Source organism: Paenarthrobacter sp. GQ52 (genome assembly GCF_059759005.1).
The window spans coordinates 87049-99165 of record NZ_JCAXEJ010000019.1; the positions used below are offsets into that span (position 1 = coordinate 87049).

General features: G+C 61.9%; 12 protein-coding genes. 7 read left to right on the top strand and 5 right to left on the bottom strand.

Going from position 1 to position 12117, the window contains the following annotated elements:
* Together ppgK and map are read right to left on the bottom strand one after the other, a co-directional pair.
* On the bottom strand, nucleotides 1-804 hold the full coding sequence (gene ppgK, locus AC6CH8_RS19245) for a polyphosphate--glucose phosphotransferase (protein WP_420181144.1): 804 nt from the start codon (nucleotides 802-804) through the stop codon (nucleotides 1-3).
* A gap of 72 nt (nucleotides 805-876) precedes the next feature.
* The gene (gene map, locus AC6CH8_RS19250) at nucleotides 877-1755 is read right to left on the bottom strand and encodes a type I methionyl aminopeptidase (protein ID WP_091466673.1); all 879 of its coding nucleotides are present in this window, start codon (nucleotides 1753-1755) and stop codon (nucleotides 877-879) included.
* Nucleotides 1756-1863: 108 nt separating this feature from the next.
* Here map and AC6CH8_RS19255 point away from each other — a divergent pair, with 108 nt between their 5' ends.
* Complete coding sequence (locus tag AC6CH8_RS19255) at nucleotides 1864-2028, top strand: SPOR domain-containing protein (protein ID WP_017200863.1); 165 nt, start codon at nucleotides 1864-1866, stop codon at nucleotides 2026-2028.
* A gap of 12 nt (nucleotides 2029-2040) precedes the next feature.
* Here the strand turns inward: AC6CH8_RS19255 and panB are convergent, their stop codons facing one another.
* Nucleotides 2041-2946: a 3-methyl-2-oxobutanoate hydroxymethyltransferase gene (panB, locus tag AC6CH8_RS19260; RefSeq protein ID WP_420180760.1), complete on the bottom strand. Its 906-nt coding sequence runs from the start codon at nucleotides 2944-2946 to the stop codon at nucleotides 2041-2043.
* A 190-nt stretch (nucleotides 2947-3136) separates the two neighbouring features.
* On the opposite strand from panB, the gene glnA (AC6CH8_RS19265) reads away from it, so the two are divergent.
* From glnA (AC6CH8_RS19265) to AC6CH8_RS19285, 5 genes are all read left to right on the top strand, one after another.
* On the top strand, nucleotides 3137-4477 hold the full coding sequence (gene glnA / locus AC6CH8_RS19265) for a type I glutamate--ammonia ligase (protein ID WP_011774437.1): 1341 nt from the start codon (nucleotides 3137-3139) through the stop codon (nucleotides 4475-4477).
* Between the two features lie 9 nt (nucleotides 4478-4486).
* Complete coding sequence (locus tag AC6CH8_RS19270) at nucleotides 4487-7498, top strand: bifunctional [glutamine synthetase] adenylyltransferase/[glutamine synthetase]-adenylyl-L-tyrosine phosphorylase (protein WP_498191921.1); 3012 nt, start codon at nucleotides 4487-4489, stop codon at nucleotides 7496-7498.
* Between the two features lie 19 nt (nucleotides 7499-7517).
* On the top strand, nucleotides 7518-8117 hold the full coding sequence (locus AC6CH8_RS19275) for a GNAT family N-acetyltransferase (RefSeq protein WP_498191922.1): 600 nt from the start codon (nucleotides 7518-7520) through the stop codon (nucleotides 8115-8117).
* 48 nt (nucleotides 8118-8165) lie between these two features.
* On the top strand, nucleotides 8166-8381 hold the full coding sequence (locus tag AC6CH8_RS19280; protein ID WP_091467641.1) for a transcriptional regulator: 216 nt from the start codon (nucleotides 8166-8168) through the stop codon (nucleotides 8379-8381).
* A 104-nt stretch (nucleotides 8382-8485) separates the two neighbouring features.
* Nucleotides 8486-8836, top strand: coding sequence for a hypothetical protein (locus AC6CH8_RS19285; RefSeq protein ID WP_091466681.1), 351 nt, complete (start codon nucleotides 8486-8488; stop codon nucleotides 8834-8836).
* Nucleotides 8837-8908: 72 nt separating this feature from the next.
* On the opposite strand, the gene glnA (AC6CH8_RS19290) is transcribed toward AC6CH8_RS19285, so the two are convergent.
* Entirely contained in the window at nucleotides 8909-10333 is a 1425-nt protein-coding gene (gene glnA, locus AC6CH8_RS19290) for a type I glutamate--ammonia ligase (protein ID WP_091466683.1), read from the bottom strand.
* A gap of 324 nt (nucleotides 10334-10657) precedes the next feature.
* Between glnA (AC6CH8_RS19290) and AC6CH8_RS19295 the strand changes: the two genes are divergently transcribed.
* Entirely contained in the window at nucleotides 10658-11095 is a 438-nt protein-coding gene (locus AC6CH8_RS19295) for an RDD family protein (protein WP_091466684.1), read from the top strand.
* A 78-nt stretch (nucleotides 11096-11173) separates the two neighbouring features.
* Here AC6CH8_RS19295 and AC6CH8_RS19300 read toward each other — a convergent pair whose 3' ends face one another.
* Nucleotides 11174-11935 carry a DUF4191 domain-containing protein gene (locus AC6CH8_RS19300; RefSeq protein WP_017200871.1) on the bottom strand — a complete coding sequence of 254 codons (762 nt, stop codon included), beginning with the start codon at nucleotides 11933-11935 and terminating at the stop codon, nucleotides 11174-11176.
* Nucleotides 11936-12117: the final 182 nt, after the last annotated feature.

Genomic DNA, 12117 nt, shown 5'->3' on the forward strand with positions numbered 1-12117 from the left:
CTACTTCGCGAGCTTGTGGTGCAAAGCGACCTCGAGTGCCGCGCCCACAATGCCGGCGTCGTTCTTCAACTTTGCCGTGACGATTTTGGTCCGCAGCTCAAGGTGCGGGAAGTACTCGTCGGAGCGTTTGGAAATGCCGCCACCCACAATGAACAGCTCGGGGGAGAACAGGAACTCCACGTGCTGGAGGTAGCGGTTGAGCAGGACGCCGTACTCGTCCCAGCTCAGGCCATCGCGTTCGCGAGCCACCGCGGAGGCTTTGGTCTCGGCGTCGTGCCCGTCCACCTCAAGATGCCCGAGCTCGGCGTTGGGGACCAGCTGTCCATTGAAGATGAATGCCGATCCGATGCCGGTTCCCAGGGTGATCACCAGGACGGTGCCGTCCACGCCCTCGCCAGCACCGTAACGGGCTTCGGCGAGGCCGGCGGCGTCGGCATCATTGATGACCTCTACGGGGCGGCCGAGGCGTTTGGTGAAGGCGGCGTCGATGTTGGTGCCAAGCCAGGTTTTGTCCACGTTGGCCGCCGAGTTGACCACGCCGTGCTGGATGATGCCGGGGAATGTCACACCCACGGGGGAATCCGCTGCCGGCGCGTCGGGACGGCTGGAGAGTTCCTCAACGATTTGGGCGACAACCTCAGCTACAGCTTCCGGAGTGGCGGGCTGCGGAGTGGGAACGCGGAAGCGGTCGCCAATCAACTTGCCCTTCTTCAGGTCGACGATGCCGCCCTTGATGCCGGTGCCACCGATGTCGATACCGATCAACGGGGCGTTCTTGTGGGTCTTCTCATCCTTCTTGGACAATGCATTTCCGATCATGGCAGGAGGGGATGGGCATGGCGCAGCCGCCCGGGCTGCGGGGACCTTCCGGAGAGCTCAGGGAAGGGTAAGGATTTCCGCGCCGGTCTCGGTGACCAGCAGGGTGTGTTCGAATTGGGCCGTGCGTTTGTGGTCCTTGGTGACGACCGTCCAGTCGTCGGCCCACATATCCCATTCGATGGTGCCAAGGGTCAGCATGGGTTCGATGGTGAAGACCATGCCTGCCTCGATCACGGTGTTGTACGCCGGGGCTGCGTCGTAATGCGGAATGATGAGGCCGGTGTGAAAGGCCTCGCCCACGCCGTGGCCGGTGAAATCCCGAACTACGCCATAGCCGAAGCGTTTTGCGTAGGACTGGATGGCACGGCCGATTACGTTGATTTCGCGGCCAGGGGCCACGGCCTTGATGGCCCGGTTGAGCGACTCCTGCGTACGCTCAACCAGCAGACGGGATTCTTCGTCCACGTCGCCAACCAGGAAAGTGTAGTTGGTATCCCCATGCACGCCGTTGATGAAGGCAGTGATGTCAATGTTCAGGATGTCGCCATCCTGCACCACGGTTGAGTCCGGGATCCCGTGGCAAATGACCTCATTGAGCGAGGAACACAGGGACTTGGGAAAGCCCCGGTAGCCGAGGGTGGACGGGTACGCGTTGTGGTCCAGGAGGAACTCGTGCCCCACCTTGTCCAGATGGTCGGTGGTGACGCCCGGCTGGATATGCTTGCCGACCTCGACGATCGCTTGCGCAGCGATCTTTCCGGCAATCCGGATCTTCTCGATGGTCTCCGCTGACTTCACCTCGGAGCCCGTGAACTTGGCGGGTGCCTTCTTGCCGACATACTCCGGCCTGGGAATCGACGCCGGGACGGGTCGTTCAGGGCTGATGGTTCCCGGGGTGAGGGCGCCAATGGGTGCGGTCGAAGCAAGAGAAGGCATAGATTGATCATATAAGGCACACAAGAGACGTAAGTAACAAAGTGTGGCCGGGTTCCTGTGACCCCGCCAACGTTACGCGTCGAAGGGCCCGAAGACTGAGGAGGAGACGTGACGGAGTACTGGTACAACGTCAAGACGCACGAGATCGAAGAGGACGCCTTGTCCGATTGGACCCAGCTCATTGGCCCCTATAAGACCAGGGAAGAAGCCGAGCACGCCTTGGAAAAGGTCAAAGCACGGAATGACGCCTGGGATGCCCAGGACGACGATTAGCCGGGACGTTGCTTAGAAGGAGTGCTCCGGTCCGGGGAACTGACCGGACCGGACATCCTCCCCGTAAGCGGCGGCGGCATCACTCAGCGTGGTGCGAAGATCTGCGTATTGCTTGACGAATTTGGCCATCTTGCCGCCACGCAATCCAGCCATGTCCTGCCACACAAGGACCTGCCCCGTGGTGCTCTTGCCAGCACCGATGCCGACGGTCGGGACCCGCAATGCGGCGTCGACGGCCGCTGCGGTGTCCGCAGGAACCATCTCCATGAGGACACTGAAAGCGCCGGCGTCCTGCAGGGCAACGGCGTCCTCGATTAGGCGCTGGGCGTCGTCTCCCCGGCCTTGCACGCGGTAGCCGCCGAGGGAATGTTCGCTTTGCGGGGTGAATCCGATGTGGGCCATGACGGGGATGCCTGCCTGGACCATGGCTTTGACGGTGTCCGCGTAATATGCCGTTCCTTCGATCTTGACGGCGTGCGCCAGTCCCTCCTTGAGGAACCGGACGCCGGTGGCCACTGCCTGACCGGGAGAAACTTCATAGCTCCCGAAAGGCAGGTCCGCTACGATCAGCGCCCGCTTGGCCGCCCTGCTGACTGCCCGTGTGAGGGGAAGGAGCTCATCCACTGTGACAGGGAGGCTCGTCTCGTTGCCGAACACGTTGTTGGAAGCGGAGTCACCCACCAGGAGGACTTCGATTCCCGCCTGGTCAAAGATTTCGGCGGTGTACTGCTCGTATGCCGTCAGCATGGCGAAGTGCTCGCCGTTGTCCTTGGCCTGCTGCAGGTGGTGTATGCGGACCCGGCTGATGGGCTTCCTGCCAGCCGTCGCTTGCGCTTGCTCCGCTGGTGCGGGGCCGCTGCCGTAAGGTGCGGGAACTTCGGCGGGCGTGGTGGACTCAGGAAGGTTGCTCGGGGCCATGGATAGAGCCTAAGCGGTGCCGACGGCGGCTGCCACCAGTGTGCCCGGCGTCACCTTATGTAAACGCTGTGTTACACGCAGCTACTGCTGCGGCATTAGCACGGAACTCTTAGTAGAGTGAAGGCTGAGCTGTCGTGGCTTCAATCCATTGAAACCAGCGGCATGGACACTGAATCGGAAAAGAGGCCCTATGGACCGCCAGCAAGAGTTCGTTCTGCGGACGATCGAAGAGCGTGACGTGCGCTTCGTACGCTTGTGGTTCACCGACGTCGTGGGTTCCCTGAAATCGGTGGCGCTGGCGCCGGCCGAAGTTGAGGGCGCCTTTGAAGAGGGCCTTGGCTTTGACGGTTCGGCCATCGAGGGCCTTGCCCGTGTATTCGAGTCGGACATGCTCGCGCAACCGGACCCCTCCACGTTCCAGATCCTGCCGTGGCGTGGCGAGACCGAGCAGACGTCCCGCATGTTCTGTGACGTCCTCACTCCGGATGGTGAACCGTCTGCCGCGGACCCCCGCAACGTCCTCAAGAGGACCCTCGCGAAGGCCGCGGACATGGGCTTCACCTGCTACACCCATCCCGAGATCGAGTTCTACCTGTTGAAGTCGAAGGAACTGGGCCCGGACGGGGCTCCGGTTCCTGTGGACGAAGGTGGCTACTTTGACCACGTACCGGGCGGAGTAGCGCAGGACTTCCGCCGCACCGCCGTGACCATGCTCGAATCGGTCGGTATCTCGGTGGAGTTCAGCCATCACGAGGGCGGTCCGGGCCAAAACGAGATTGACCTCCGTTACGCCGATGCCCTCCAGACCGCGGATAACATCATGACGTTCCGCACGGTCATCAAGGAAGTCGCCCTCCAGCAGGGCACCTACGCCACATTCATGCCCAAGCCGTTCACGGACCACCCCGGTTCGGGCATGCATACCCACTTCTCGCTCTTCGAAGGCGACACCAACGCGTTCTTCGAAGCCGGAGCGGAGTTCCAGCTGTCCAAGACGGCGCGGCAGTTCATTGCCGGAATCCTCAAGCACGCTCCTGAGTTCACGGCCGTCACCAACCAGTTTGTCAACTCCTACAAGCGCCTCTGGGGCGGCGGGGAGGCCCCGAGCTACTTGAGCTGGGGCCACAACAACCGCTCAGCATTGGTGCGGGTCCCGCTGTACAAGCCCGGTAAGGGCCAGTCGGCACGCATCGAGTACCGCGGCATCGACAGCGCAACCAATCCCTACCTGGCCTACGCCGTGCTGCTCGGTGCCGGCTTGAAAGGCATCGAGGAAGGCTACGAACTTCCGGCCGCCGCCGAAGACGACGTGTGGTCATTGACCACTGCGGAGCGCAGGGCAATGGGACATGCGCCGTTGCCGGCAAGCCTCCACGATGCCATCCGGGCCATGGAGGAATCCGAGCTGGTGGCCCAGATCCTGGGGGAGCAGGTGTTCGAGCACTTCCTGCGCAACAAGCGTGCAGAGTGGCAGGACTACCGCCTCCAGGTCACCCCGTATGAGTTGCAGCGCAATCTCGGCATTCTCTAGGCCGGGCCAATGAGCCTTGCGCGTCGGCTCATCTCAGCCGGATTCAGTGACCTCGAAAAGGGCGAACGGTTTCTTGCTGCTCCGGAACTTGAGGGGATCGACGAGGACGCCCTGTTCGCCGGGCTGTCCTTGTCGGCGAGCCCTGACACGGCTCTCCAGTCGCTGGTCCGGCTCATTGAGAAGAACCCGGGGCTGAAGAAGCTGGCCGCGGCTGACCCGGACACCAGCGAGCCCATGTACCGGCTTCTGGGTGCCTCGGAGGCCTTGGGGGAGTTTCTCATGCGACGACCGGAGCATCTGGATGTCTTCAATGTCCGGGTCAGCCCGGAGCCGGTCCAAGCTTCCAACGAAGAGCTGCGGGCATTGCTGCTTCGCTCCGTGAAAGCCGAGCCGGGCGCTCAACGCCCGGTGGCCGGAATCACCGGCCTGCCGGCCTACGCGGCCTTGCGGAGCGCCTACCGCCGAGGTTTAACCGAGCTCGCCATCAAGGACATCTGCGCGGCATCACCAACAGACTTCATGCCCGCGGTCGGTGCCGAGCTGGCCGATCTCGCCGGTGCTGCCATTGAGGCCGCCCTGGCGGTCTCCCGGGCCGAAGCGGCAGCCCAGTTCGACGCCGCGGAAATTGCCGATGTTGGGCTTGCCGTCATTGGCATGGGTAAGTGTGGCGCCCGGGAGTTGAACTACATTTCCGATGTCGACGTCATCTATGTCATCGAAGCAGGGGAGTTGGACGACGCCCGTGCCTCCACCATCGGCACGGCCCTCGCCTCCGGCATTTCCAGGGCGATCTCTTCCTCGGCGCCCGAACCCGGGTTGTGGGAAGTTGATGCCAATCTCCGTCCGGAGGGTAAATCCGGACCCCTGGTTCGTACCCTTCCCTCACATTTGAGCTACTACGCCCGATGGGCCGAGAGCTGGGAATTCCAGGCGCTGCTGAAGGCAAGAACCATTGCCGGCGACCGGGAACTGGGCCAACGCTACGAGAAGGCCGTGGAACCACTTGTCTGGGCATCCGCGGGACGCGAGGGTTTCGTGGAGTCGGTCCAAGCCATGCGCCGCAGGGTGACCGACTACATCCCGGCCGCCGAGGAACAGCGCCAAATCAAGCTGGGTCGCGGCGGGCTCCGCGACGTTGAATTCACGGTCCAATTGCTGCAACTGGTGCATGGAAAGTCTGACGAGTCACTCAGGTGCCGGGACACAACTTCCGCCATTGCGGCATTGTCTGCCGGCGGCTATATCGGTCGCACGGACGCAGCGGCCTTCGACAACGCCTACCGCTACCTGCGCCTGTTGGAACACAGAATTCAGCTTTTCCAGTTGCGTAGGACCCACCTTATGCCTGTCACTGAGGATGCCCAGCGCTTCCTCGCCAAGGCCGTCCTCGGTCCGTTCGCACTGGAGCGGCCACACCCTGACCAACTGATGGCCACCTGGCAAAAGACCAAGAAATCCGTCCGTGAGTTGCACGAGCGGATCTTCTACCGGCCGCTGCTCAATACCGCAGCGAAGCTGAGCAGCGAAGACGCGAAGCTCAGCCCGGAGGCCGCCCAGGGTCGCCTCGCCGCACTTGGTTATCTGGATCCCCAAGGCGCCATGCGGCATATCGAAGCGCTCACCGCGGGTGTCAGCCGGCGAGCCGCACTGCAGAGGCAGCTCCTGCCGATCCTCTTGGGGTGGCTCGCCGAGGGCGTGGATCCCGACGCCGGACTGCTGGCCTTCCGTAGGGTCAGCGAAGCCCTCGGAACTACCCACTGGTATTTGGGGCTGCTCCGGGACTCCCAAGCGGCAGCGGAGCGACTCTGCCAGGTCCTGGCTAATTCGCGGCTGATTTCGGACTTGTTGGAAGTGTCTCCGGAGTCCGTTGCCTGGTTGGGCAGCGACAAGGAACTGGCGCCGGTTCCCTTCGAAGCCCAGTGGCAGGAAATCCGGTCCAAGCTGTCCCGTCATGCGGATCCCGAGAGTGCCATGAGGCTGATCCGGCTGATCCGGCGTCGTGAGATCCTGCGCACCGCGATCGCGGATAGCGCTGGATTGCTGGACCAGGATGCCGTCGGACTGGCTCTGGCCGAGACGGACCGGGCCGCGGTTCTCGGGGCGCTGCACGTAGCGGAGTCCGTGGTGGCCTCCGCGAGCCCATTGAAAACTGATGTGCTGGTGGTGGCAATGGGACGGCAGGGTGGTCGCGAGATCGGCTACGGCTCGGACGCGGACGTCATCTACGTGCACCGTGCCCGCCCCGGGTTCACCGATGCTGAGGCGCAAGAGCAGGCGACGGCGATAGTCGCCAAGGTGTCCAGCTTCCTTACCCAGCCGCTCAAGCCTGCGATCATGGCCGAACGAGTGCTTATGGTGGACGCCGACCTCCGGCCGGAGGGCAAAAACGGTGCCATGGTGCGGTCCCTGGAATCGTATGCGGAGTACTACCGACGATGGTCGCTGATTTGGGAGGCGCAGGCGCTTCTGCGAGCCCGCCCGATGGCCGGCTCAGACGAGCTTGCCGCAGATTTTGTACGCCTCATTGATCCCATCCGCTACCCGGAGCAACTTGCGGAGCAGGATGTCCGGGAGATTCGCCGTGTTAAGGCCCGGGTGGAGTCGGAGCGCCTGCCTCGTGGTGCGGACCCGGCCCGGCACGTCAAGCTTGGCCGGGGCGGCTTGAGTGACGTTGAATGGTTGGTTCAGCTCATTCAACTGCAGCATGCCGGAGAACATCCCGAGTTGCGGACCACGTCAACTCTGGATGCCCTGGCCGCTGCGGAGAAGTTGGAATTAATCGCCGAAGACGACGCTGCCCTCCTGAGGGAGGCCTGGCGACTTGCCAGCCGCATCCGCTCCGCAAACGTCATCGTCACCGGACGTGCCTCGGATCTCCTTCCGTCATCGAGGAAAGACCTTGAGGCTGTGGCCCGCTGGTGTGGATATGAACCCGGGAACGCGGGGCACTTCGAAGAGGACTACCTGCGGCTTAGTCGTCGTGCCAGGGGCGTTTTTGAGAAAGAGTTCTACGGCAACTGAGGCGTGGGAGATTCCGAAAATGCCCGAATATGAATCAGAAGAAGAACTATTGGTCGACGGTGATCGTCATGAGCGAGGTGATATCTGGCTCATCCCCCTCAAAATGCTCGACGACGACGCCCGCGCCATTCAGCTTGGCGCGGTAGCGGAGTTGGCCGTTGAAGCCAAACAGCGGGAGTTCGTTGGGGATCCCTTACGCATGATGCTGATTTCCTTGGAAGAAGAATCACGCCTCCCTTATGTCATTGAGTCAGGGGGAGTTGCTGTTGGCGTGTTGACCCTTCAGTCCGGCGCTGCCAAGCTCGCGGGCTGGCCGGATGACGAGTCGGTGTGGTTGTTGAGAGGGTTCCTTATCGACTCGGGAAGCCAGGGGCGCGGCCTCGGTACCTTGGCGGCGCGGGCCGCAGTGGAGGAAGCGCGCAAGCTGACGGCCAGGCTGGGTGGAGGGCAGGCCGGCGTCGTGCTTTCCGTTAACGAACGCAATCCGGCAGGGCTGGCGGCCTACTTGAAAGCGGGATTCGTAGACTCGGGGCGCTATCTGGGCGGGAATGCGGGTCCGCAGCGGACCATGTACAAGGCATTCGGTCGACCGCCGCACCAGCGCCCATCAGCACCCTGACGTCAATTAAGGTTGACGGCCCCCATTGCGTCAACTATTGTTGACCCCATGGAGGTGGATCGGATGAAAACACTGGTGGGATCCATGGACAGCATGGGCCCGGCCGAGGCGCTTTACGCCGTTGCGGAGTTGCAGAAGGAAGTAGGCCGAACGGAGGCATCTCTGGTTCGGGCTGCCCGGCAATCCGGCTTGTCGTGGGAAGCGATTGCGCTGTGCCTGGGCGTGAGTAAGCAGGCAGTGCACAAAAAATACGGAAAGCAGTAGCGGACCGCCCGTTCGGTGAGGCCTTGGCGGCATCTGCCAACCCAATACTCTAAGTATCCTTATAGACTTCTTATGTATCTGATCTCAACGCATAGGGGAAGTACATGGAATACAACGGAAATCCGTCCGAGAAGGCCATTCCTGCCGGAGAACTGGACCGGCGTCACGTGGGCCATTCTGTGAGCTTTCAGCCCAATGACTTCACGGTCGTCTTCGGTACAATCGCCGGCATAGCAAGGACCGAGGCACTTGTATACCTGTCCCTCGACGGGGTTGCCGGTGGCACTCATCTGAAGGACGAATACGACCTGCCCATCGATAAGGACGTGTACCTTCAGCTGGACCCGTTGGGCAGCGCGGAAAAGGGTATTTCGGAGGCCGCCAGCTTCGTCAAGGACAAGCTGGATGAGATTACCAAGAATCTCCGGGAGCGCGACCAAAGCAAGTCTGAGTAGTTCGCACCCGCACGAAAGAGGCCAGCCTCAGTCTGAACGGACTGAGGCTGGCCTCTTTGTTACGTGTCGGTATTAGACGCCGTAGTAGAGCTCGAACTCGTACGGGTTCGGGCGCAGCGACAGCGGACGGATCTCATTCTCGTACTTGTAGTCGATCCAAGTGTCGATGAGGTCCTGGGTGAAGACGCCGCCGGCCTGCAGGAACTCGTTGTCCTCGCGCAGGGCCTCAAGAGCTTCTTCCAGGGAGCCCGGAGCCTTGGGGATGTCCTTGGCTTCCTCGGCCGGGAGCTCGTAGAGGTCCTTGTCGATGGGAGCCGGGGGTTCAATGCGGTTACGGATGCCGTCGATGCCGGCCATCAGCTGGGCGGCGAACGCCAGGTACGGGTTGGACGAGGGGTCCGGAGCGCGGAACTCGATGCGCTTGGCCTTCGGGTTGGTGCCCGTGATCGGGATACGGATACCGGCGGAGCGGTTGCCCTGCGAGTAGACCATGTTCACGGGAGCTTCGAAGCCCTTGACCAGGCGGCGGTAGGAGTTGACCGTCGGGTTGGTGAAGGCCAGGACTGCCGAAGAGTGCTTCAGCAGGCCGCCGATGTACCAGCGAGCGGTGTCGGAGAGGCCTGCGTAGCCCTTCTCGTCATAGAACAGGGGGTCGCCGTTGCTCCACAGCGACTGGTGGCAGTGCATGCCCGAGCCGTTGTCACCGAAGACAGGCTTCGGCATGAAGGTAACGGACTTGCCCCAGGCATCTGCGGTGTTCTTGATGATGTACTTGAACTTCTGCAGGTCATCAGCAGCCGCGGTCAGCGTGGTGAACTTGTAGTTGATCTCAGCCTGGCCGGCGGACCCAACTTCGTGGTGGGAGCGCTCGACCTCAAGACCGGCCTTGTCCAGTTCGATGCACATGGCATCGCGCAGGTCGGCCTGCTTGTCGGTGGGGGAGACCGGGAAGTAACCGCCCTTGACGGGGGTCTTGTAACCGAGGTTGCCGCCCTCTTCCTTGCGGCCGGTGTTCCAGTGTGCTTCCTCGGAGTCGATCTTGTAGAAGCTGCCCTGCGGGGAGGACTCGTACTGGACGTTGTCGAAGACGAAGAACTCGGCTTCGGGAGCGAAGAATGCGGTGTCTGCGATGCCGGTGGATGCCAGGTAGGCTTCAGCCTTCTCTGCCACGCCGCGGGGGTCGCGGTGGTAGGGGTCACCCGTGCGGGGGTTCACGATGGAGAAGTTCAGCGCAAGCGTCTTCTCGATGCGGAACGTGTCGATGAAGGCCGAGGTCACATCCGGGATGAGCTGCATGTCGGACTCGGCGATGCCCTGGAAGCCGCGGATGGAAGATCCGTCGAAGAGCTGGCCGTGGACGAAGAAATCGAGGTCGACACTCTTGGCCGGCACGTTGAAGTGCTGCTGGACACCAGGGAGGTCGGTGAAGCGGATATCGACGAATTTGACGTCTTCGTCTTTGATGAACTTGAGGACTTCGTCCGCAGTCTTGAACATCTATGCTCCTTATGCATATCAAGTAACAGGCCCGGCAGGCCGCGTGGTGCAGCCCATTCCAAGGGTCCGGAGACACAAAAAGTTCCCCGTGCCATGGTGGCTGGCAACTCATACCACCATAGGGAGATGGGATTTCCCGGGGGTGTCGGTATTGTTTCCGGCAGGTTACAGAATCATCTGTTGTGTAAACGGTAGTCGGCTTCCCGGTGTCCGGTCCATGTCGGTCCGGTGGGCGAACACCGGAGCGAAGATCCGGGCGCTAAGCGACCAAGATCGATCCGCCTGCGGTCGGCCGCCAGGCATGCCAGCCGTTAGGCTTGGAGGGTGGTAGATCGTAAAGACATTGGCTCTTGGCTGAGCGGGCCGGACACTTCCGGAATCTCCAAATATCCTGGTGAACGGCTCGGGTTGCCCGAATCCGGGCCAGGTTCCATGGCACGCGCCGGAAGGCGCATCCTGGGCATCATGGTGGACTGGACCATCGCCCTCGTGATCAGCAATTTTGCCTTCGGTGGCAACCCTTGGGCAACGTTGGCCATTTTTGCCGTGGAACAGATTCTGCTGATCGGCACGTTGGGTTACAGCATCGGTCACAGGATTGCCGGAATCCACGTGGTCCGGCTGGGTGGCGGCCCCGCTGGTCCGTTGGCCGCCGTGGTGCGGACCCTCCTACTGTGCCTTGTCATCCCTGCGGTCGTCTTCGATCCCGACCAGCGAGGCCTGCACGACAAGGCGATGAACACCATCCTCATCAGGATGTAGTTTTCTCTGCCTTCGCGCCATCAAACGAAAAACCGCCCCTGTCTCCAACAAGCGACAGGGGCGGTTTTCTCTTCGGGATCAGCGTCCGCGCGCGGCCTTGCGGTCCGGGCGGGCCTTGTAGGGATCGATGCCCTTGGGGATCGGCAGACGGTTTCCAAGGGAGTTGATGCGCTTGGAGACCGCATTGACCTCCACCTTGGTGAGTTCATTCTTCAGCTTGCCCATGGTCTTGGCCAATTTATTCAGGGGCACTTGACCCTCGCCGCGACCGGATTCCAGAACGTGGATGGTTACGTTGGGCAGGATGCGCGCCAGGCGCTTGCGCTCGGCGTCCACCAAAGGCTTGACGCGGTGTGTGGGACCTTCACTGACCAGAACGACGCCGGGGCGGCCAATGGCCATGAACACAGCGTCCTGGGTGCGGGGGTTGACGGCAACAGGCTGATCCTGGGTCACCCAACCGCGGCGGAGCGTACCAAGCGCTGCGCCGGAAGCGCCGGGCTGGTTTTCGATTTGCGCGAAGGCGGCTTTCTCAGCTCTGCGGGAAAGAATAAAGACGGCGGCTAGCAGGCCAAGCGGGATACCAATGATCAGGCCGGTAACCCAGTTCTCCAGCAAGAAGCCAATGAGGAAGGCCACAGCGACCACTGCAAGGAATGCCAGCACCATGATCCAGACAACCTGTGGATCATTTCGCCGGGTCATCTTGAAGACTTCAGCGATCTGCTTCAGCTGGCTCGGCTTCTTGGCCTTGGCTTCCTTGGGCTTGCGCTGGAACAGCCCACGCTTGGGTGCGTCGGCCGAGGGGGTCGAATTGCTGGAATCAGAGGAGTTCGCCATAGTGCCTTAATTCTACGTGATGTACGCAGAAGGACCGGACGCCGTTACGCAGGTGGCATCCGGTCCTTCAGTACTGACTGGTAGTGCTTCTTGGTGATGCTGTGCGTGGTGCTTAGCCGTGGGCGGCGAGGATGGTTGAGGCTTCCTGGCGGGTGGTGCCGGAGGACTCGATGTGGGCCAGG

What these genes read in the sequence shown, in the direction of transcription:
- map (WP_091466673.1), bottom strand. Translation starts at nt 1,755, where the DNA reads ATGCCTTCTCTTGCTTCGACCGCACCCATTGGCGCCCTCACCCCGGGA.
- panB (WP_420180760.1), bottom strand. Translation starts at nt 2,946, where the DNA reads ATGGCCCCGAGCAACCTTCCTGAGTCCACCACGCCCGCCGAAGTTCCC.
- glnA (WP_011774437.1), top strand. Translation starts at nt 3,137, where the DNA reads ATGGACCGCCAGCAAGAGTTCGTTCTGCGGACGATCGAAGAGCGTGAC.
- AC6CH8_RS19270 (WP_498191921.1), top strand. Translation starts at nt 4,487, where the DNA reads ATGAGCCTTGCGCGTCGGCTCATCTCAGCCGGATTCAGTGACCTCGAA.
- AC6CH8_RS19275 (WP_498191922.1), top strand. Translation starts at nt 7,518, where the DNA reads ATGCCCGAATATGAATCAGAAGAAGAACTATTGGTCGACGGTGATCGT.
- AC6CH8_RS19280 (WP_091467641.1), top strand. Translation starts at nt 8,166, where the DNA reads ATGGAGGTGGATCGGATGAAAACACTGGTGGGATCCATGGACAGCATG.
- AC6CH8_RS19285 (WP_091466681.1), top strand. Translation starts at nt 8,486, where the DNA reads ATGGAATACAACGGAAATCCGTCCGAGAAGGCCATTCCTGCCGGAGAA.
- glnA (WP_091466683.1), bottom strand. Translation starts at nt 10,333, where the DNA reads ATGTTCAAGACTGCGGACGAAGTCCTCAAGTTCATCAAAGACGAAGAC.
- AC6CH8_RS19300 (WP_017200871.1), bottom strand. Translation starts at nt 11,935, where the DNA reads ATGGCGAACTCCTCTGATTCCAGCAATTCGACCCCCTCGGCCGACGCA.